The sequence below is a fragment of the Celeribacter sp. SCSIO 80838 genome, assembly GCF_056498065.1.
The window spans coordinates 2,537,498-2,559,317 of sequence record NZ_JAZKMA010000001.1 but is presented as its reverse complement, the minus strand read 5'-3'; the positions used below and the strand labels follow the sequence as shown (position 1 = coordinate 2,559,317).

Annotated in this window: 15 protein-coding genes; 7 read left to right on the top strand and 8 right to left on the bottom strand. The window is 61.9% G+C overall.

All coding sequences use genetic code 11. From position 1 onward, the window contains the following. Positions 1–7: 7 nt before the first annotated feature. Positions 8–838, top strand: coding sequence for an exodeoxyribonuclease III (xth, locus tag V1475_RS12750; protein WP_479413040.1), 831 nt, complete (start codon positions 8–10; stop codon positions 836–838). A gap of 91 nt (positions 839–929) precedes the next feature. Here xth and der read toward each other — a convergent pair whose 3' ends face one another. The 4 genes from der to V1475_RS12730 form a co-directional block, all read right to left on the bottom strand. Beyond that, the gene (gene der / locus V1475_RS12745) at positions 930–2,447 is read right to left on the bottom strand and encodes a ribosome biogenesis GTPase Der (RefSeq protein WP_479413039.1); all 1,518 of its coding nucleotides are present in this window, start codon (positions 2,445–2,447) and stop codon (positions 930–932) included. A gap of 86 nt (positions 2,448–2,533) precedes the next feature. After that, entirely contained in the window at positions 2,534–3,736 is a 1,203-nt protein-coding gene (locus tag V1475_RS12740; protein ID WP_479413038.1) for a glycosyltransferase family 61 protein, read from the bottom strand. A gap of 37 nt (positions 3,737–3,773) precedes the next feature. Further along, entirely contained in the window at positions 3,774–5,150 is a 1,377-nt protein-coding gene (locus V1475_RS12735) for a PQQ-binding-like beta-propeller repeat protein (protein WP_434287446.1), read from the bottom strand. A gap of 60 nt (positions 5,151–5,210) precedes the next feature. Continuing rightward, the gene (locus V1475_RS12730; protein WP_479413037.1) at positions 5,211–5,858 is read right to left on the bottom strand and encodes a hypothetical protein; all 648 of its coding nucleotides are present in this window, start codon (positions 5,856–5,858) and stop codon (positions 5,211–5,213) included. A 395-nt stretch (positions 5,859–6,253) separates the two neighbouring features. Between V1475_RS12730 and V1475_RS12725 the strand changes: the two genes are divergently transcribed. The 3 genes from V1475_RS12725 to V1475_RS12715 all read left to right on the top strand — a co-directional run bounded on the left by V1475_RS12725 (position 6,254) and on the right by V1475_RS12715 (position 11,975). After that, positions 6,254–7,393 carry an efflux RND transporter periplasmic adaptor subunit gene (locus V1475_RS12725; protein WP_479413036.1) on the top strand — a complete coding sequence of 380 codons (1,140 nt, stop codon included), beginning with the start codon at positions 6,254–6,256 and terminating at the stop codon, positions 7,391–7,393. Then, the gene (locus V1475_RS12720; protein WP_479413035.1) at positions 7,390–11,043 is read left to right on the top strand and encodes an efflux RND transporter permease subunit; all 3,654 of its coding nucleotides are present in this window, start codon (positions 7,390–7,392) and stop codon (positions 11,041–11,043) included. Before V1475_RS12725 ends, V1475_RS12720 begins: the two co-directional genes overlap by 4 nt. A 362-nt stretch (positions 11,044–11,405) precedes the next feature. Then, a complete protein-coding gene (locus V1475_RS12715; RefSeq protein WP_479413034.1) occupies positions 11,406–11,975 on the top strand; it encodes a manganese efflux pump MntP in 570 nt (189 codons plus the stop codon). A 40-nt stretch (positions 11,976–12,015) separates the two neighbouring features. Here V1475_RS12715 and dusA read toward each other — a convergent pair whose 3' ends face one another. Both dusA and V1475_RS12705 read right to left on the bottom strand, forming a co-directional pair. Next, positions 12,016–12,984: a tRNA dihydrouridine(20/20a) synthase DusA gene (gene dusA, locus V1475_RS12710; RefSeq protein WP_479413033.1), complete on the bottom strand. Its 969-nt coding sequence runs from the start codon at positions 12,982–12,984 to the stop codon at positions 12,016–12,018. Positions 12,985–13,353: 369 nt separating this feature from the next. Continuing rightward, a complete protein-coding gene (locus tag V1475_RS12705; protein WP_479413032.1) occupies positions 13,354–14,364 on the bottom strand; it encodes a helix-turn-helix transcriptional regulator in 1,011 nt (336 codons plus the stop codon). On the opposite strand from V1475_RS12705, the gene V1475_RS12700 reads away from it, so the two are divergent. The 3 genes from V1475_RS12700 (at position 14,363) to V1475_RS12690 (ending at position 19,619) form a co-directional block, all read left to right on the top strand. Beyond that, positions 14,363–16,510, top strand: coding sequence for a TonB-dependent siderophore receptor (locus V1475_RS12700; protein ID WP_479413031.1), 2,148 nt, complete (start codon positions 14,363–14,365; stop codon positions 16,508–16,510). The genes V1475_RS12705 and V1475_RS12700 overlap by 2 nt on opposite strands. After that, complete coding sequence (gene fes / locus V1475_RS12695; protein ID WP_479413030.1) at positions 16,500–18,116, top strand: enterochelin esterase; 1,617 nt, start codon at positions 16,500–16,502, stop codon at positions 18,114–18,116. Before V1475_RS12700 ends, fes begins: the two co-directional genes overlap by 11 nt. 729 nt (positions 18,117–18,845) lie before the next feature. After that, complete coding sequence (locus tag V1475_RS12690; protein ID WP_479413029.1) at positions 18,846–19,619, top strand: carbon-nitrogen hydrolase family protein; 774 nt, start codon at positions 18,846–18,848, stop codon at positions 19,617–19,619. Positions 19,620–19,687: 68 nt separating this feature from the next. On the opposite strand, the gene V1475_RS12685 is transcribed toward V1475_RS12690, so the two are convergent. Both V1475_RS12685 and V1475_RS12680 read right to left on the bottom strand, forming a co-directional pair. Beyond that, on the bottom strand, positions 19,688–20,731 hold the full coding sequence (locus tag V1475_RS12685; protein WP_479413028.1) for a DUF475 domain-containing protein: 1,044 nt from the start codon (positions 20,729–20,731) through the stop codon (positions 19,688–19,690). 38 nt (positions 20,732–20,769) lie between these two features. Then, entirely contained in the window at positions 20,770–21,813 is a 1,044-nt protein-coding gene (locus tag V1475_RS12680; RefSeq protein ID WP_479413027.1) for a 2Fe-2S iron-sulfur cluster-binding protein, read from the bottom strand. Positions 21,814–21,820 lie beyond the last annotated feature (7 nt).

Below are 21,820 nucleotides of genomic sequence, written 5' to 3'. Positions count from 1 at the left end.
AGAAGCCATGAAAATCGCCAGCTTCAACATCAACGGCATCAAGGCGCGCGCAGACGCGCTCACGGACTGGCTGAAAGAGGCCGAACCGGATGTGGCGATCTTGCAGGAGATCAAATCCGTCGACGAAAACTTCCCCCGCGAGATTTTCGAAGACCTCGGCTATAACGTTGAAACCCATGGACAAAAGTCCTTCAACGGCGTCGCTTTGCTCTCGAAACTGCCGCTTGAGGACGTCACGCGCGGCCTGCCCGGCGCAGAGGGCGCGGGGCGCGATGGCGGCGACGATGAGGAAGCGCGCTATATCGAAGCGACGGTTGCGGGCGAGACGCAGGCGCTCCGCATCTGCGGGCTCTATCTGCCGAATGGCAACCCGGTCGATCTCGATGCCGAGGGCGCTCCCCTGCCCGGTTCGAAATACGACTACAAGCTCAAATGGTTCGACCGGTTGACCGCCCGCGCCGAAGCGCTTTTGGCGGAAGAACAGCCGTTTCTTATGGCCGGTGACTACAACCTGATCCCCCAACCCGAGGATGCAAAACGCCCCGAGATTTGGAAAGACGACGCGCTGTTCCGTCTGGAAAGCCGCGCCAAATTCCGCCGCCTCACCGCGCTTGGCCTCACCGACGCGCTGCGCGTCCGCAACGCCGCGCCGGAGACCTATACGTTCTGGGATTACCAAGCGGGCGCGTTTCAAAAGAACGACGGCATCCGCATCGACCATTTCCTCTTGTCGCCGCAGGCCGCAGACCTTTTGACCTACTGCCAGATCGACGCCTTCACCCGCGCCAAGGACAAACCCTCGGACCACGTCCCGATCTGGGTCGATCTCGACCTCTGATACGTAAAAGCATACGAAAAAGGGAGGCACAACGCCCCCCTTCTTTTGTCTCTAAATATCCTCGCCGAAGGCAAGCGCGCCAGCGCTTTTCTTACTTCTTCGGCGGCCGCTGTTTCCTGACCTTCGGCGCATCGGCGCGATCCTTGCCAAGGTGCTTGCGCAGCCGCGAGGGCGTCGATTTCGTCTTGTTCTTATACGGGTTCTTATCCGCCTGAGAGCGGAAAAACAGCCGGATCGGCGTCCCCGGCATGTCGAAATCTTCGCGCAACCCGTTGACCAGATAGCGTTTATAGCTGTCGTTCAACTCGTCGGGATGCGAACACATCACCACGAATTGCGGCGGGCGGGCCTTTACCTGCGTCATGTAGCGTAGCTTGATCCGGCGACCGCCCGGTGCGGGCGGCGGGTGCGCCTCGGTCATCGCGCCCAGCCAGTTGTTCAGGCGCGAGGTCGACACACGGCGGTTCCAGATCGCGTGGGCGTGCAGGATCGCTTCCTGCAACTTGTCCAAATTCTTGCCGGTCACCGCCGAAACGGTGACAAGCTGTGCGCCCCGGAGCTGCGGCAGAAGCCGCGCGAACTCTTCGCGCAACTCTTTGGCTTTGTTGGACTTATCGGTTTCCGTATCCCATTTGTTGACGGCCACGACCACGGCGCGACCTTCGCGTTCGGCCAGATCGGCAATCCGCAAATCCTGTTGCTCGAACGGGATCGACACATCGAGCAGCACAACGACGACCTCGGCGAATTTCACCGCGCGCAGACCATCGGCGACGGAGAGCTTTTCGAGCTTTTCCTGCACCTTGGCCTTCTTGCGCATCCCCGCCGTGTCGAACACGCGCACCGGCACGCCGTTCCAGTCCATGGTCACGGAGATCGAGTCGCGGGTGATCCCGGCCTCGGGGCCGGTCAGCAGGCGATCTTCGCCCAAAAGCTTGTTGATCAGCGTGGATTTGCCCGCATTCGGGCGGCCCACAACGGCGATCTGCAACGGCTTGTCAAAGGTGAATTCGCGGGACTCGCCGCCAATGTCCTCGCCCTCGCCCAGCTCCTGCTCTTCCTCGGTCAGTTCAACGTCTACCTCGGGCGCTTCCGCCGCCGCGCGTTCGTCGAACCCTTCGGCCAGGGGCTGCAACACGGCGTAAAGATCGGGCATGCCCTCGCCATGTTCGGCGGAGAGCCGCAGCGGCTCGCCGAGACCCAGAGAGAAAGCCTCCAGCAAACCGGACTCGCCCGCCTGCCCCTCGGCCTTGTTGGCCGCCAAAATCACATGTTTGGCGCGTTTGCGCAGGATGTCGGCAAAGACCTCATCGGCGGGCAAAACGCCCGCGCGGGCGTCGATCATAAAAAGACAGATGTCGGCCATATCGACGGCGCGCTCGGTCAGTTTGCGCATCCGGCCCTGAAGGCTCTCGTCGGTGGCCTCTTCCAAACCCGCCGTGTCGATCACGGTGAACCGCAGATCGCCCAGCTTGGCTTCGCCCTCGCGCAGATCGCGTGTGACGCCGGGCTGGTCGTCCACAAGCGCCAGTCTCCGGCCAACCAGACGGTTGAACAGGGTCGATTTTCCCACGTTCGGGCGGCCGACTATGGCAAGTGAAAAAGACATGAAACGCTCCGGAGTTGACCCTGCGGGGTATACCTTTTTGCACCCGGCTGTCCAGAGGAAACTCTGCGGCATGCCCCGCGGCCGTATCAACCCACCGCGCGTTCGGTCTCCGGGATCAGGGAAATACGATCAGAATGCAAGCGCAGCGGCATATCTTCCAGCGAGGTTGCGGAGCTGCGCACCTCATACATGTCGCGCTCCAGCCAGTTGCCGATGGTGCGCACCCTCTCCTCGAGGTCCGTTCTGGGCGTGTCCCGCCAGGCCTCAGGTCGCGAGATTGCGCCCAGCTCATGAAGCGCACGGCCCGTCTCGGCAAAGGACAACGTGCCGAACATCGACAGCGCCGCACGCCGCGTACCCGCCGGGGACCAAGCCGTCTCATGCCCTGCCACGACCCCGACCCGGGTCACGCCGAAGGCTTCGAGCTGGCGGGCCTGCAAGGTTGCCTCCGCTGCCGGGCGACGCTGGATGATCGCGACGGTCTTGTCCGACGACCAACCCACGAGAGCGAGCGCGTGAAAGGCCGACCCGTCGAGACCGACGATCACCTCCGCAGCCTTGTATTGCGCGATCTGATCCCGAAAGCTGTGGTCCTGCGGGTGATAGATCTCAAACCCCTCGTCTTTCAGCAGCGCTTCGAGCTTGTCCTCCTCGATCAGCGAGCCATGGGTCGAGTCGAGGGCACTGCGGGAGATGTAGATCTTCTTCGCCCCTTTGGCGGGCACATCGGCGGCAAAACGCCCGACGATCATGTCGCGATATTCCGGTGCGCCCAACATCAGTTCGAGCGCACCGCAGCCCTGTTGCGGCACCGTCAGGCGCAGCAGGCGCACGGGCTTGTCAGGCCAGATCATCGGCGGCAGATTCAGCCCACAAAGCTCCGCGAAGCTGCGAAGCTGACGTTCCACCGTGTCCGGCGCCAGCTTGCGCGGTTTGAGCATCAGCGCCGCAGTATAGGCTGTGCCATTCTCACGCAGGTGCCAGAGCCGCGCCGTGCTCTCGAGCAGGAAGTGCCCGAACCCCGAGGGGTAATGGCCAAGATAGAGGAAATCGCCCTCAAGCATCGGGACCTCCTCGGGCAGAGGATAGTCCTCGGGGATAATATTCGCCCGGTCCCGCGGATAATGCCAGCCAGTGGCATAGGGGTGTTCGGTGCCATCGGCAGACTGAATACCGCCCCAGTATCGCCAGGTCGCCTTACGCCGCCGGTTCGGCAGGAACAGCGCATTTTCCAGCACGACGACCCGATCCCTGATCGAGCGGTCCGGTGGAAGATCGAGCTGTTTCATACCGTTACATCACCTGCACTCATGGCCCCGTAACGCCTCAGCGCAGCGCCGCGAGCGAGCCGTCTTCGAGCAGGAGATACATCGTGCCATTCACCACGATCGGATCGGACGCCGCGCCCTTCGGCAGCGCCACGGTCGCAACAAGCGCACCAGAGGCCGGATCGAAACCACGCAGCACCGCATCGTCCGAGGCCACCCACATCTTGCCGCCCGCGGCCACCGGGCCGTAATGGGCGAAGACAGACTTGCGTTTGCGCACCTTGTCGGTGGTGTAATAGGGCAGTTGAACGCCCCAGATCCGCTCACCATTCGAGGCAGACAGGCGCACAAGCTCGTTGCGGTCGGTGACGATGAACACGGAACCGCCGACCACGGAGGCCGGGCTGTAGGCACCCTCATCCGCAGTCCAGATGCGCTCGCCCATCTCCATGGAGAAAGCGGCATAGCGTCCGGCCTGGTTGCCGACATAGAACCGGTCACCGACGATCACAGGGTCCGAGGTAATATCGGAGACGTTGGCATAGACGACCCCCTTGCGCTGACCGGCCAGAGAGGCCGACCAGTAGCGCATGCCGCCCTGACGGAACACGCCGTAGATGTCGCCCGAGGAGAACGGCAACACGGCGAATTTGTCGCCGATGGCCGGAGAGGTCGCGCCCGCGCGCGAGGTGATGGATTCGGGGCCGCTGAGGGTCCATTTGACCCGACCGTCGCTGGTTTGCACCGCCCAGACCTGACCGTCGCCCGCGACCACATAGGCCAGACCGTCATGGACCGACAGGCCCGCAGCGCCCACGGCCTCAAGCCGCTGACGCCAGCGCTCGCCGCCGGTCGCAAGATCGAGCGCGACAAGATCGCCATACCCTGTGGTGGCGTAAAGCGTGCCGCCGGAGATCGCCAGAGCGCCGCCAAAGACCTTGCCACTCTTCTCGCCCGCAGGCGTCAGATCGACGGACCAGACCGCTGCACCGCTGCTGGCGGACACCGCCGTCACGCGCGCCGTCGAATCCATCGCCACGATCACACCGGATGCCGCGACCGGATCGACGGTCAGCCGCGCTTTGCGCGTCTTGCCCTGACCGATGTCCGCCGTCCACATCAGGTTCGGCGTGCCGGACGTAAAGGCGTTATGGCCAGAGGCGTGCAGACGCCCTGCCCCGGTCATCGTCCAGGCGTCGCGGGAAACCTGCGCGCCGAGCGAAATCGGCGCTGTGCGGTTCACGACAGGTCCAGAGTCGGCCTGCGACAGAACCGAACCGTCCCGCGGATCGAGCCGAACCCCCTGAAGGACCTGTTCCTTCCCGGCACCACAGGCCGTCAAGGCCAGCATCGCCATGAAAAGCCCGACCTTACCAACCGGAGCCTTGCCAACCGAAGCTTTGCCGGTCCCGGCCTTGCATGTCTGACCGATCATCCCTGCACTCCCTGCTTTAACCCTACGCATCCCGCCCCCGGCCCTTGCCTGTGACAGCCCTTACTCGGCGGGATCCGCCCCAAGGGCCACCATCATCTGAGCCGCGCGCCGACGCAAGGCATTACTTGCATCCACATCCTGCGAGATCGCGCGATAACCGTCGATCGCCGCCTGTGTGTCGCCCATTTCCGCCTGTGCCGCAGCGATCTGTTCCTCGGCAAGCAACCGATAGGGCGCGCCGGGGCTGGCGATGCCTGCCAACTGGCTGATGCGGTCTTCGGGAGAGATTTCCCCCGCGCCGATCATTGCCGTCTTGAGCACGGCGAGATCGCGGTAGACCGGTGCCAGCATGTCATCGGCGGCGAGTGGTGCCAGAAGCGCCAGAGCCCCCTTCACATCGCCCGCCGCATGAAGCTCGCCCGCACGCAACATCGCTACGACCACACGCGCCTCGCCGCCTGCCACATTGGCAAGCCCGGCCGCACGCGCCTCAGGCGTCTCGGCGCCCAGAGCGGCGGCGATCGCATCGCCCGTGGCCTCGGCGGCCGTCCGTGCTTTCGCCTTGGAATATTCCGTCCAGGCCGCACCACCCACCAACGCCAGCACGGCGACGATCCCGATCCAGCCGTATTTCGTCAGAAAGGCGTAGAACTTGTCGCGGCGGACCTCTTCGGTCACCTCGTCGATAAAACTATCGGTATGGCTCACTCTTGCCCCCTGACCGCGCCGTGCGGGATGGTGTTTCGAACGTCTGCCCCCTCTTACCCCGATCTGCAGCGGAATGCCAAGACCTGCGCGACACGCCATGCCCGACACAAGCGCCTACAGGGTCACAGCTTCGAGAGGACCGAGGGGCTCCCTGTGCACCAACGCTCAAGACGCCCGCGACTGACGTGCAGTTCGGCACGATAGCCGCAAATTTTCTCCTTCTGAGACGTTTTTACGCGTCCTCTTCCCGCATCTTCCTCTTGTGATAAGGTGAAGTCTTGCCCATCTTGGCCGCAATGTTAATTCGATTAACTCTCAGGGCGGCACCCCCACCCTGACGAACAACCGGATATCAGCACAGCCCGCCGCAGCCCCACAAGGACAGCAACAGACACATGCGCATCGTTTCCATACTCATCGCCCTTCTCGTCACCATCGCGCTCTATCTGTTCATCTTCGAGCGCGACCGACTGAACGCAACACCCGCGACTGGCGCGTCCGACGCCGCCGCCCCCCAAGCCGATGTCGCCCCCCCTGCGGAAAAGACCCGCACGGAGGCACATGCGGTCTCTGTCGTGGCCCGGCATTCCTTGGCTGAACCGCTCGACAGCGCCGTGGTGCTGCGCGGCGAAACGGAAGCCACGCGCGAGGTAACGGTCACGGCCGAAACCGCCGGGCGCGTGGTCAACGAGCCGCTGCGCAAAGGCACACTTGTCGAGACAGGCCAGCTCCTGTGCCAGATCGATCGCGGCACCCGCGACGCCACGCTGGCGCAGGCTCAGGCCGCGCTCGCCGAGGCCGAAGTGGCGCTTGGCAATGCCCGCAAACTCGCCGCCGGGGGCTATGCCTCGGAAACCCAGATTCTCTCCGCCGAGGCCGGTGTCGAAAGCGCGCGCGCCGCTCTGGCGCAGGCCAAACGCGACATCGAGAACCTCGAAATCAAGGCCCCCTTCGCGGGATTGCTGGAAAGCGATACGGCCGAGCTTGGCACCTATCTCTCGGCGGGTGCGGCCTGTGCCACGGTCATTCAACTCGACCCGATGAAACTTGTGGGCTATGCGCCCGAGACCGAGGTCGATGAGATCAAAATCGGGGCGCTCGCGGGGGCGCGGCTGATTTCCGGCGACACTGTCACGGGACAGGTCACTTACCTCGCCCGCTCCGCCGATGCCGCCACCCGCACCTTCCGCGTCGAGGTCGAAGTGCCGAACCCCGAGTTTGCCATCCGCGACGGCCAGACCGTCGAGCTTGCGATCCGGGCCGAGGGCGAAATGGCGCATCTGGTGGCGCAATCCTCGCTGACGCTGAATGACGACGGGCTGATCGGGCTGCGCCTTGTGGGGCCGGACAATCTTGTGGTTTTCGCCCCGGTCAGGGTGCTGCGCGACACGCGCGAAGGCATCTGGGTCGCGGGCCTGCCGGAAGAGGCGGACATCATCACCGTCGGTCAGGAGTTCGTGCGCGAGGGTGTTTTGATCGACCCGCATTTCGAAGATGAGACCGAGGCAACCTCCAAGACGGAGACCGAACAATGACCGGTCTCGTCGACTGGGCCGGGCGCCATGCCCGGATGATCCTCGCCTTCGTGGCGCTCACCCTGATCGCAGGGGCCTATGCCTATGTCAGCCTGCCGAAAGAGGGCGAGCCGGACATCGAGATTCCCGGCCTTTACGTTTCGGTGCAATTCCCCGGCATTTCCGCCGAGGACTCAGAGAAGCTTCTGATCAAGCCGATGGAGACGGAGCTGTCGGATCTCGACGGGCTCGACACCATGTCGGCCACCGCCGCCGAGAATTACGCGGGCATCTGGCTTGAGTTCGAATTTGGCTGGGACAAGACCAAGATCATTGCAGACGTGCGCGACCGCATGGGCCGGGTGCAGGCGGATTTCCCGGATGGGGCGGACAATTACACCATTTCGGAGGTGAATTTCTCCGAATTCCCGATCCTGATCGTCAACCTCACCGGCCCGGTGCCGGAACGCACACTGGTGCAATACGCCAAGTCGATGCAGGACCGGCTTGAAGGGCTGGAACCGGTGTTGGAGGCTCAGCTCACCGGCCATCGCGACGAGATGCTCGAAGTGGTGATCGACCCGCTTAGGCTCGAAAGCTACAACGTCACAGCGGGCGAACTGATCAGCGTTGTCACCAACAACAACCAGCTCGTGGCGGCGGGCGAGATCGAGACCGATCAGGGCACGTTCTCGATCAAAATCCCGTCGAGCTTCAACGATCAGCGCGATGTCATGGCGCTTCCCGTCAAAGTCAATGGCGACCGGGTGGTGACGCTGGGCGATCTGGCGGACATTCGCCTGACCTTCGAGGACCGGGCGGGCACGGCGCGGTTCAACGGCGAGAGCACCGTCGCGCTTCAGGTGGTCAAGCGCAAAGGCTACCCGGTGATCGACACGGTTGCGCTGGTCAAGGGGGCGGTACAGGCCGAATACGAAAGCTGGCCCGAACCGCTGCAACAGGCGATCACGGTCGGCGCCTCGAACGACCAGTCGACGCAGGTCTCGTCGATGGTGAGCCAGCTCGAAGGCTCGGTTCTGACCGCGATTGCGCTTGTGATGATCGTGGTTCTGGCCGCTTTGGGCATCCGCTCTTCCCTGCTGGTGGGCTTCGCGATCCCGACGTCTTTCCTTCTGTGTTTCATTCTTCTGGGCCTGATGGACATTACGATCTCCAACATCGTCATGTTCGGGTTGATCCTCGCCGTCGGCATGCTGGTCGACGGGGCCATCGTCGTGGTCGAATATGCCGACCGCAAGATGGACGAGGGCGAAGGCCCGATGACCGCTTTTGTCGAGGCCGCCAAGCGGATGTTCTGGCCCATCGTGTCCTCGACCGCCACCACGCTTTGCGCCTTTCTGCCGATGCTGTTCTGGCCGGGGGTGGCGGGCGAGTTCATGGGGATGCTGCCGGTCACGATCATTTTCGTGCTCTCCGCCTCGCTGATCGTGGCTCTGATCTACCTGCCGGTCATGGGCGGGGTCACGGGCCGGATCGCGCGGTTTTACAGCCAGATCTCCGATCTGCTGCATGATCATACGGCTCGCGTGCTCCGCCTTGTCCTCGCCGCCCTGTCTCTGGCCATCCTCGGCGTGGGCCTCTTCCTGTTCCTGCGCGAAAGCTTCCTGCTCGCACTGGTGCTGATCTTTCTTGGCGGCTCACTGAGTTCCATCACGCTCGGCGCGCTGCGCATCGAGAAAGCGCCGAAAAAGGTCGAATCCGGCTATAAGCGCACCCCCTTCGGCCATGTGATCCAATTCATCACGGCGAACCCGATCATGCCGCCCGTCACCATCCTTGCGGTGATTGGCGCGGTCTTCGCGGTCTTCTCCTATTACGGCTCTCACAACAAAGGCGTCGAATTCTTCGCCGCCACCGAACCGGAACAGGCAATCATCTATGTCAAAGCGCGCGGCAACCTGTCCGTCGCCGAGAAAGACGCGCTGGTGCGGCAAGCGGAGGACATCGTGCTCGCCCAGCCCGGTGTCGACAATGCCTTCGTCTTTGCGGGCGACGGAGGGCTCAATTCCAACACCGGCGGCACCTCCGCGCCGCGCGACACGATCGGGCAAATTCAGGTCGAGCTGATCCCCTGGGACGACCGGCCGACCACCACGGAAGACGGGTTCCTGTTTTTCAAAAACACCCATGTCAGCGCGGAATATGACGGCGATTATGTGCTGGCGCAGCTCGAAGAAAAACTCGCAAGGCTGCCGGGCATCTATACAGAAACGCTGAACCTCTCCATGGGGCCAGCCTCCGCGAAACCCGTTCACCTTCGGCTCAAGGCCGACGATTTCGACACGCTGGAAGCCGCGACCGAGATCGTGCGCGCCAAGTTCGACGAGACGGTGGCACTGGCCGACATCGAAGACACGCGGCCCCTGCCCGGCATCGACTGGCAGATCGACGTGGATGTGGAGAAAGCCGGGCGGTTTGGTGCGGATGTGGCAACCGTCGGCGGGATGATCCAGCTCGTGACCCGCGGCATCCTGCTCGACACCATGCGGGTCGACAGTTCGGACGAGGAAATCGAGATTCGCGTGCGCCTGCCCGAAGAGTTCCGCGTGCTCTCGACGCTGGACAGTTTGAAAGTGCGCACCACGGACGGTCTGGTGCCTTTGTCGAATTTCATCACCCGCGAACCGGTCGCGAAACTCGCCTCCATTTCCCGCGTCGATCAGCAGCGCTATTATGACGTGAAGGCCGCCGTTGACAGCGGCCTGACCCGCGACGATGGCGTCACGATCACACCGACCGAACGGATCGAAACGCTGACCGTATGGCTTGAGGACGACACTCCTCTGCCCCAAGGTGTGACGTGGGAATGGACCGGCGACGATGAGGAACAGAAGGAAACCGGGGCCTTCCTCGGCAAGGCCTTCGGCGCCGCACTGGCGCTCATGTTCATCATCCTCTTGGCGCAGTTCAACAGCTTCTACAACTCGGTTCTGGTGCTTCTGGCCGTTGTCATGTCGACGGCAGGCGTGCTCATCGGCCTGATGGTCATGGACATGACCTTTGGCATGATCATGACCGGCACGGGCGTGGTGGCGCTGGCGGGGATCGTGGTGAACAACAACATCGTTCTCATTGATACCTATCAGGAATATGCCCGCTACATGCCCAAGATCGAGGCCATCATCCGCACCGCAGAGGATCGCATCCGCCCGGTGCTTCTGACCACGATCACCACGATGGCGGGGCTGACGCCGATGATGTTTGCGGTCTCGCTCGACTTCATCGGCGGTGGCTATACGATCAACTCGCCCACGGCGCAGTTCTGGACCAACCTCGCCACCGCCGTCGTTTTCGGCCTCGGCATCGCCACGGTCCTGACCTTGGTCTTTACCCCCGCGATGCTGGCCGCGCGCGTGTGGTTCTGGGTCTTCGTCCATCACGCGGCGATGCGCCTGATGACCCGCATAGGCATCCAAAGTGCGGCCGCCGAAGATTATCGCCTGCGCCGCGAAGCCAAGCGCGCGAAGAACCCGGAGTTCGTCTGGACGACAGGAACGGAGAGCTGGGCCGGACCCGACACATTTGACGCCGAGCGCGCCTCGCAAACCGTTCGGAGACAGCGCCCGGTGGAGCAGCCCACGGCAACGCCCGAAAGCGTGGTGGAAATTGAGCCGGAACATCCGGAGACCGGACGCGGAAAACCGGGGTGAGATCAGAGCGGGGCATTGCTTAGACACAAATCGCGACGTGCCTCTCCCTACGTCTCACCTCTCTCCGCCGGAGTTCAAAATCTGGCGGAAACTTCCCGGCGAAAAATATCCGACAAAATCGCTTTTTCGGACTTGCAGCAAAAATTGGTATACAATATACGGAAATACATCGGGGAGTAGCAAACATTCGAGCGATCGGATGGGAGCGCGTCAACATCCTCGCAGATCGCGCCAGACGCGGCCTGCGTGGCGCGTTCAGCCCGGGGAAGTCTTCCCCAAGGCCTTGCAAGACCGTGGCGAGAGGACCTCTGCGGGCGGAGTCCGTCACCTCGCCCGGTTTCTGCCCTTGAGGATATATCATCATGACGCCGATCGCCATCGGACTTCTGGCCTTTACCATGTCCATCGACGCTTTCGTCGCCGCCATCGGTCGCGGCGCCTCCAACGAGCGCAGAGACATGCGCACCGCACTCAAGACCGGCGCGGTCTTTGGCGTGGTCGAAATGATCACCCCGCTCATCGGCTGGTCCCTCGGCATGGCCGCCAGCACCTATATCCGGATTTTCGATCACTGGATCGCCTTCTTCCTGCTGACCGCCGTCGGGCTTCACATTATCTTCCATGCCTACAGCGGCGACGGAAACAGCACGCCCCCGCGCGCGACACGTGCCACGTTTATCGCGCTTCTGGTGACCGCCATCGGCACCTCGATCGACGCCATGGCCGTCGGCATCTCTCTGGCCTTTCTCGACGTCAATATCCTGACCATCGCATTGGTCATCGGTGCGACCACCATGGCGATGACCGCGACCGGCACACTGGCGGGTCATGCTCTGGGGGCACGCTTCGGCAAGGTGATCGAAATCATTGGCGGGATGATCTTGATCGGGATCGGCACATCCATTCTTCTGGATCACCTGTTTCTGGGCTGACGCTCAACATACCGCCAGCGCAAGGCTTTGCCGAAGAGGATTACCTTGGCAAAGCCTCACGCACCAAATCGAAGCCCGCGCCCTCTTTATGCGCCCCCTCGGACAGCACGCGTTTCCAGCGCCGCGCGCCCGGCTGACCTGCAAAGAGGCCCAGCATGTGGCGCGTGACCTGCGCCAGTTTGCCCCCCGCCGCGATGTGTCGTCCGATGTAATCTTCCATCGCCAGCACCACGTCATGACGACTGAGCGGATCGGCCTCCCGACCGAAAACCCGCTGATCGGCGGTTCCGAGAATGTCGTAAGGCTGATGATAGGCCGCTCGCCCGACCATGACCCCGTCCATATGCGCCAATTCCTCCTCGACCGCATCTAGGCTTTGCACGCCTCCATTGATCGACAGATGCAACTCGGGAAAAGCCTGTTTCATCTCATGCACCAGAGCGTAATCCAGCGGCGGAATATCGCGGTTTTCCTTGGGCGACAGGCCTTCGAGCCAGGCCTTGCGCGCATGCACCGTGATCCGCGTCACGCCCGCGTCGCGCATCTTCGCCAGAAACGCGGGCAGCACCTCAGACGGCTCCTGATCATCCACCCCGATGCGGCATTTGACCGTCACAGGGACATCCCCAGCTGCGGCCTGCATCGCCGTCACGCACTCCGCCACCAAATCCGGCGACTTCATCAAAACCGCGCCAAAACAGCCGGACTGCACCCGATCCGACGGACATCCGACATTGAGATTCACCTCGTCATAGCCCTCCGCCACACATAGCTTCGTCGCCTCGGCCAATTCCCCGGGCTCCGAGCCACCAAGCTGCACCGCCACGGGATGCTCCTCGGGATTATACCCGAGCAAATGCAAAGCGCCGCCCCGCACCAGAGCCGGTGCGGTCACCATCTCCGTATAAAGCAACGCCTCCCGCGACATCAGGCGGTGAAAATACCGGCAATGACGATCGGTCCAATCCATCATCGGCGCGACGGAAAGTTTTGCATTTTTTTCAATCACTTGACATCTTCCAGTATGATGAGCGCCTGAATTTACCGCATAGGTTTCAAACACTTGCTCTCTTTCACCCCGTACCCGTCAATCTCATTTCGGGCAGGCGGACCAGACCGGTTGCATTATACCAAGCCCGAACTGCGAGCAACAGCTTGCTTTTCGAAAGCGCCCTTCGCCACCCGAGCGTTTCCAATATATGGAGTATATGAATGCACCCCGGATCGCCCCAGATCAACGGCACCATCGGCCCCTCGGACGCCCCGACAAGAGCGCTTTGAGAGCCTCTTCCCATCCTCGCGCAATCTCGTGTCACGCGAGTAACGGCATATCGACACACATGAGCGCAAAAAAGGGATCTGGCGTCATGGAAACGGGTCAGATGACATTGTTGCGCAGAGTGTGAGGCAGAATGTTATACTCACGCCGGAAGGCTGTGGTGAAATTCTCCGGTGTCGCATATCCGGCGAGATGCGCAGCTTGCGCAATGCTCACACCATCTTCGCTCAGGGCCCGGTAGGCATGAGCCAAGCGTTCCTGGCGCAGGAAATCGCGGATCGTGAGACCATAAGCCGTTTTGAACTGGCGTTGTAGCGAGCGGCGATTCAACCCGATCTGGTGTTCCAGATGATCCATATCGAGGGGCTGCGACAGTCGGTCGAGCAGATAAAGTCGGGTCCGCTCTGCCGTCGATGAGGCGGCCGCTTCGAGGTTTGCATCCTGCACCAGGAGACGTCGCAAAAGCTCCAGACCGCGCGACATGCGGTAGAGCCCGGTCTGGGCCCCCGAGGCCTGAGGCGGTGGCGCAACGATCTGAGTGGCAAGACGGATGGTTTCGCGACCGGGATGCCATTGGCGAAACGTATTGCCGCCGCTTTTCATGCCTGGCGGCACCCCACCCATTTCATCCACCCAACCTAACGGTGTCGCGATCGCGAGTTTACGATAGGGATGCCCATAGCTTTCGATATGGCGCAGGGTTGTGGCTTGCTTGATGTTCATCATCAATGCATCCGGCTTGTTTTGCGCATCAAGGTCGAAACCTTGTGTTCCGATGGTAAAGACATGCCGCCCGCCGAGCAGGATCAGGAGCTGGAATTTGGGTTCCAATTCCTGTTCCGTGCCGTTTTCGACCCGGGCTTTGTCCTGATCCAGGACTCCGATGCGAAATTCTCCGGGGAAGCGGTCTACGCTCATGGTGTTCTGTTCCGTCTGTGATGTCGCTGGCGCAAAGGTGAAAGTCGCCCTGACCGAGATCTGACAAGTGGACCTCTGTCCGATCGAAAGATATAAATCCTGACTAAATAACTCAAGATAATCCGTACAGCCAAGGTCCGCTCGAATGCCAGCCTGCGCCAAAAGCGGCTTCAATGGACAGATGTGGATCATGACGAAAATGAAACGGGGCCTGACCCTAACTCTTGCGGGCCTGATGGCTTCCACGGCAATTGTCAGCCCTTTGTTTGCGGAGCAGACGATTGGCCTGGAGCCAATCCTGATCAGCCTCGATTCGGATAACGGCAACGGCCCGGTCGAAGGCTATGCCGCCGAGGGAAGCACCTCTGCGACGGGAACCAATCTCGAATTGGTTGAGACCCCGGTGACGGTGAACGTGATCGGTCAGGAGCAGATGGAAGATCAGGGCGCGACCTCCGTGGCCGAGGCGCTGCGGTACACCGCCGGTGTCTCCGCCGAATATCGCGGCAGTTCGAACCTGTCGGATGAGACTCAGGTACGCGGCTTTGGCGACCGGACTTTTGTGCCGACATTCCTCGACGGCTTGTCCTTCGGGCGCGGCATTCACGCCCAGCTCGACCCGTTCTACCTGGAGCGCATCGAAGTGGTCAAAGGTCCGAACTCCGTGGCCTATGGTCAGGTGACGCCGGGCGGTCTGATTGCCATGACATCGAAAAAACCGACCGATGGCGAAAGCAACCGCGTCGAGGTTGCCGTCGGTTCAGACGAATACATGCGGTTCAGCGGCGATTTTCAGGGCACGCTCGATGACGAAGGGCGTCTGACATACCGCTTTGTCGGCTCGGCCTGGCAGAAGAACCTGCAAGGCGATTTCGACCAGAACAGGTTCTTCATCGCGCCCTCTCTGGAATGGGCCGTGTCGGATGCGACCAAAGTCACCGTCACAGCGCTGTATCAGAACGAACCCGATGCCGGGAACCGGGGCTTCATGCCTTATTACGGGATCGTCGAGCCGACCGAAGATGGCATCCTTTTGGACGATGATTTCCAATCCTATGCGCCGGATTACGACAGTGTCGAGCGCGAGACCAAATCCGTGGGCTATGAGATCGAACATGAGCTGGGCAACGGCTGGAAACTCGATCACAGCCTGCGCTACACCGAACTTGAGATCAGCCAGACACAGGTCGGCATGTGGGACCCGGTCAATTACGGCACGGATGACAGCGACTTCTATCTCTACCGTTTCCTCAGCGAGGACAGCGCCAAAACACTTGCCGGCGATGTGAACATCACCGGCCAGATGCAAACCGGCGCGCTGACCCATGATCTGACCTTCGGAATGGACTACCTGAAAAACGAAGTCGACAGCTCCTATGCACGCTCCGCGACCGACCTCTATGTCTTCAGCGTCGTCGATATGAACTACCCTACGGCGTCGGACATCGCAGCGATGACGTTGGACGCATATAGCTACACCTCCACCTCAGATCTGACCCAAACCGGTGTTTATGCCCAGGATCGCATCACCTTCGGCGATTGGGCTCTGCTCGTGGGCGGGCGCTATGACTGGACCAAGACCGTGGCGACATGGAACGGGTCGAGCGACGGAACCTATGAGGACGAGGCCTTCACCGGGCGCGCGGCTCTGAGCTACACGACGGCTTTCGGTCTGGTGCCCTATGTCAGCTATGCGACCTCGTTCGAACCGGTGACATCTCTGGATGACAATGGCGAGGCGACCTTCAAGCCGACGACGGGCGAGCAATGGGAAATCGGTGCGAAATGGCAGTCTGCTGACAAACGCTTCCTCGTCTCGGCCGCCTATTTCGACATCACGAAAAAGAACATCACCGAAAGCGATCCGGTCACGGATGAAACCGTCCAGATCGGGGAAATCCGTTCCAAAGGCTTCGAGATCGAAGCGCGCGGCGAGCTGACCGACCGTCTCTCGATCATCGGCTCTTATTTCAACGCCGACGCGACCTATGAAAGCGGCGATGACAAGGGCAACACCTTCACCGCCGTGCCGACCGAACAGGCCGCGCTTTGGGTGAAATATGCTGTCAATGACGCCTTCGACGTATCTTTGGGCGCGCGCTATACCGGCAGCAGCTATGCCAACAGCGCCAATACGCTCTCCGTGCCGTCCTACACGCTGTTTGATGCCGGTCTCGGGATCGATCTCGGGGAAATCTGGCAATCGGCCGAAGGCGTCAGTGCCAATCTGTCGATCCAGAACTTGACCGACGAGCGCTATGTCGCCTCCTGCGTCCGCAGCTATTGCTGGCTCGGCGAGGGTCGCAACATTCAGGCGAGTATCAGCTATGAATGGTAAAATCTGGGGGGCGCTGCTGCTGGCAGCGCTCGCCACCCCCCTGTATGGCGAAGATATGACACCCATGACCACATCCCTCTCCGTCCCATCTCCGCAAACGACCCGGATCGATTCAGGGGAAAGCGCGCGCTTTCCCCTTTCGGCTGTGCCGGGAAGCTATGTGATCGGTCATCTGAACAGCGGCAAAAGCCCGGTCGATCTGGCACTCCTCTCCAAAGACGGGACCCAGATACGTCTGCTCTTGGCGCGCAACACCGGCAACGGACAATTTCAGTTCGTCATGCCGCAAGGGGCCTTCGCGTTGCAGATCCTCAATCTCGATGGTGAGACGGTGGAGAGCACCCTGACCCTCGACAAAGTCCTGCCGCAAGAGGCGCTCATTGGACCGGCGCCAGCCCCCCTGCTCAGCCCGACTCTGCGTGCCCTCGCGGACGAGATCGCGAGCGGTCTATCGACAGAACAGTTCTGGAAAGAACGCGCCCAAAACGGCACGCCGATGATCGAGCCCTCAGAGCGACCCGGCCATGTCATCGTGACCTTTCTCTGGCGCCGGGCGGAAAAAAACGCCCGGCTCTGGGGCGCGCCGACGTCGGATCATACATGGATGACGCGACTGGCAGGCAGCGACATCTGGTTCGCGTCCTTCGAGGTGCCCGACAGTCTGCGTCTCACCTATGGGATTGCCCCCGATGTGCCGCAGTTCAAAGGCAGCGCACGCGAAAACCGGGTGGCGCTTTTGGCGACGCTTCAGGCCGATCCGCTCAACCACCATCCGATCTATCCCGACGCCCCTGACATCTGGTCTCAGCGCTCGGAGCTGTCCTTGCCCAATGCGCCGGAGCAACCGGGAATGACCGGCCCCTTGCCCGAGGCGCGCGGCACAATCTCCGGGTTTGATTTCACCTCGGAGGTGCTCGGCAATACCCGCCGCGTGGACGTCTATACGCCTGCGGGATTTGAGTTGACCGATCCCGAAACGGTTGTCCTCGTGCTGTTCGACGGTCCGGCCTACCAGACCCCGCGCGCGCCGGTGCCGGAGATTCTCGACCGGTTGATCGCAGAGGGCCGCCTACCACCGGTTGTGGCGGTGATGATCGACCCGCTGGACAGTGAGGTGCGCGGGCGGGAATTGCCGCTCAATCGCGATTTTTTAACGGTTGTGGCGGATGATCTTCTACCGCGTGTCGCGCGGGATCTTGGTTTCGTCCCGGACGCCGCGCGCACCGTGGTCGCAGGCTCGTCCTACGGCGGGCTGGCCGCGGCCTGGTTCCCGCATGAGCGCCCCGATGTGTTCGGCAATGCGATCGTTCTCTCCGGTTCGTTCTGGTGGTCCCCCGAGGGATATGATCGTGTTGGCACGCCCTATATGTCCGATCTTTGGATGCAGAATGCGCCTAAAGATGTGCGCCTCTGGATGTCCGCGGGTCTCTATGAGGCGGCGCGGCTGCCCGGTGAGGTCTCCATCCTTGAGACCAGCCGTCACCTGCGCGACATTCTGACGATGGCGGGTGTGGACCTGACCTATCGCGAATATGCCGGTGGGCATGATTACCTGATCTGGCGGGGCGCTTTGGCCGAGGGTCTCATTGATCTCTTTGGAGGCTGATCGGGAGCAGCACATCAGCTCAAACGTACATAAAGACCGTTTTGCAGCTTAAAATCGCCACACACTCCGCGCGATGAGTTTACCGGTGCGCGCCCGGCCTACCAGCGTCAGGAAAGGCGTAGACTGAACTCGGACGATGTCCTTTAGACCTTGAGCGAGTTGTTCGTCCTGCGAGATACGCATCGCGACATCCGATCTGATGACGATCCGGTGTTTGCCGCTCAGGCGGTTCTGGAGTGGAAAAGCCTCCCTGCCGAACGATCGCGCTTGACAGGCCCGCGTCACACATCACGATGAAGGAGCAAACGCACCGCCCGGACGCCCATCATCATGCAGATCGAACCGACACAATTCCGGCACGGAGATACGGAAACACGCGCCAATATCGCCTTGGCCCAGCCCCCCAACCGCGGTGGGACAATAGCCGCTGGGTTCCTCGCAGCCTCCCCCGAGCGCCGCCTTTTCCCGCAGCAGCGCTCATCCTATCGTCGGCATCCGACGCCTCGGCGATCAGACCGTCTGCGCCGTCTGCTCGAACATCTCGGCAAGCGGCTTGCGCCCTCGCCGACCGGACGTGAACCGACTGTCAGCCACGCCGCCCGAACGAAAACCTTTATCGAGGAATCCGGCATATGCGTTTCGAACACGCCATCCGCCTGACCCGCCACACCGACCGGCCCCGCACGTAATCGCCCATCTGCGTTCAGCGAAATCAGCTCAGGAGACGCCATGCGGCTCGCAATTCTTCAGTCCTCCCCCTCCGCTTCTCTTGAGACACTGCGCACGCATCTGCTCGCCGCCCGCGCCAATGCGGCGGATGTTCTGATCGTTCCGGAGCTTTACCTCCCCGGCTACAACCAGCCCCAGAAGCATCGCAGCGCAGCCGAACCTCTGGACGGGGACTGGGTGCAGGCCCTGCGCGCTATGGTGGCGAAAATCGGTTGCGCCCTCGTCCTCGGCTGGGCCGAACGCGACGGGGCGCAGGTCTATAATGCTGCGACTTGCATTGACCGGCATGGGGCGCTCTTGTCGCATTACCGCAAGGTCCAGCTTTTCGGCGAAATGGAACATGCGAGCTTTGATCCCGGCACCGTACTTGCGCCTCCCTTCGATCTGTGCGGACGCAGATGCGGCTTGCTGATCTGTTACGACATCGAATTCCCGGGCCACACGGCGGCGCTTGCGCAGTCCGGCGTCGAAGTGATTTTCGTCCCGACCGCCAACCCCAAAGGCTACGAACATGTGCAGGAGGTGCTGGTGCCCGCCCGCGCCCATGAGCTCAGGGGCTTTGTCGTCTATGCGAATTACTGCGGCACGGACAACGGGCTGGAATTTGGCGGCGGATCTACCGTCGCCGGGCCCGACGGACGGAGCCTCGCCAGAGCCGGGACCACAGAGCGGCTGATGATCGTTGATCTGCCGGAGCTGTCCGGCTATCGGCCCGAGACCTTGTCCGGAAAAGGCAAAGACTTTCGCCCCGCTCCCATCGCGCAGAAAAAATGAGGCGCTTCTCCGGACAAAGGGGATCTCCGGAAAAGCGCCTCAGAACAGACCGGGAAGAGGTCTCCGGTCTATGCGGTCACGGTCTCCTCACCGCGTCTGCGGTTGTAGCGCACCGAGGACAGCAGCGAGAGCGCGATGAACGTCGCGCCGATCAGCCCGGTGATCACCTCCGGGATATGCACCAGACTCTGCGCAAACATCACACAGGACAGCACGAGGATCGAATAGAAGGCGCCGTGTTCGAGATAGCGGAACTCGGTGAGGGTTTGCTTTTCCACCAGCATGATCGTCATGGAGCGTACATACATCGCCCCGATGCCGAGCCCGATGGCGATCAGAAACAGGTTCTGCGTGAGGGCAAACGCCCCGATCACCCCGTCGAAACTGAAGGACGCGTCGAGCACTTCAAGATAGAGGAAGGCACCCAGACCGCCTTTCGCTAGAGAGGCGCCGCTGTCGAGCACATGACCCAGGGTTTCAACCGCGATGAAGGTCACGAGCCCTGCCATCGCCGCGAACATGAAGGTCGCCCGCTCCGCCGTATCGAGCAGCCCGGAGAACAGCAACACGATCAAAAGCACCAATCCAATGGCGAGCCCCCGCACAGAGGCCCATTTGCGCAACAGATCCTCAAGCGGGCGCAGCCAGTCGACCTCTTTTTCCGGGTCGATGAAATAGTTCAGCGCCACCATCATCAGGAACGTCCCCCCGAAGGCGGAAATCGACAGATGCGCCTCCCCGATCAGCCGGGCATAGTCGGCAGGCTCTCGCGCCGCGAGACGCAGTGCCTCGATGGGACCGATGCTGGCGGCGATGGAGACGACGGCGAGAGGAAAAACGATCCGCATGCCGAAGACCGCGATGAGGATGCCCCAGGTCAGAAACCGGCGCCGCCAGACCTCTTCCATATCCTTGAGTTTGTTGGCGTTGACGATGGCATTGTCGAAACTCAGCGAGATTTCCAGCGCCGACAGAATGATCCCGATCAAGGCAAAGGTGAGCATGCCGGACAGCTGCCCGGTATAGGCCCAGCCGAGCCAGAAACAGAGCGCAATCCCCAGACCGGTGACCGCGAAACTCCAGTGAAAATATTTCCATACGGACGAGGACATGGGCCCCGGCCTCCCTGTAGTGCCCTGCGTAGAGGGGATTAGAGATTATGCGCGAAGTGAAAGCTGTCGGCGTAGATGTGGTTGACGCTCGCCCCGGCTTCAAGGAAGCGCCCACGTGCATCGGCAATCATTTCTGGCGAGCCACAGAGATAGATCGCATGCTCCGACAGATCCGGCAGATCCGCCAGAACGGCGTCCTGAACATAGCCGGCGCGATGCACCCCCCCGGGCGCGCGCGACAGCACTGGCACGAAGGTGAAATCGTCCAATTCCGCTCCGAGCGCCGCGATTTCATCGACCATATAAAGCTCGTCTTCCTCGCGCATACCCCAGTACAGCGCCACAGGCGGACCGTCCGGTTCCTCCTTCAGAGCCGCCAGCATGGCGCGCAGCGGCGCAATCCCGGTGCCGGTCGCGACCAGCAGAAGCGGTCGGAAATCTTCCGGGTGCAGACGAAAGAGCCCGTGCGGCCCGTGCAAATCGACGCGCGCACCGGGCCGCAACTCCGGCAGTTCCCCCGCCGTGAACATCCCGCCGGGGATCACCCGGATGTGCAGGTCGATCTCACCCTCCGACGGCGCGGAGGCAATGGAAAAAGATCGCGTCGCGCCGCTCTGCGTCACCACGTTGACATATTGCCCGGGCAGGAATGCGGGCATCCCGCCAGTCGGACGCAGCCGCAGCCGCAGGACGTCCGCGCAAACCGGTGTCACGGACAGGACCTCGGTCACGATCTCCGTGGGCTCCGGGCGATCCAACGGCATCAGTTCCGCAGCGACCCGCAGATTCATCCGGGCGCGGGCCTGACAGGCCAGAGCAAAACCGCAGCCCCGCTCCTCCTCACTCAGCCCCAGCGGCGCCTCATCATAGGCAACCTCACCCTCGAGCAGACGAATGCGACACGACCCGCAAAACCCGGTCTTGCAGTCATGCGCCAGATCGACCCCCGCTTTGAGCGCAGCGGCCAGAATGGTTTCATGGGGCTCGACGCAAAACATGTCGCCGCTCTCCGCCAAAGTGACCTGAGCCACCACGGCTTCGCCCCCGTCTTCGATCTTGTGAAGCGCGCGAATGATCGTCATGGCCGCC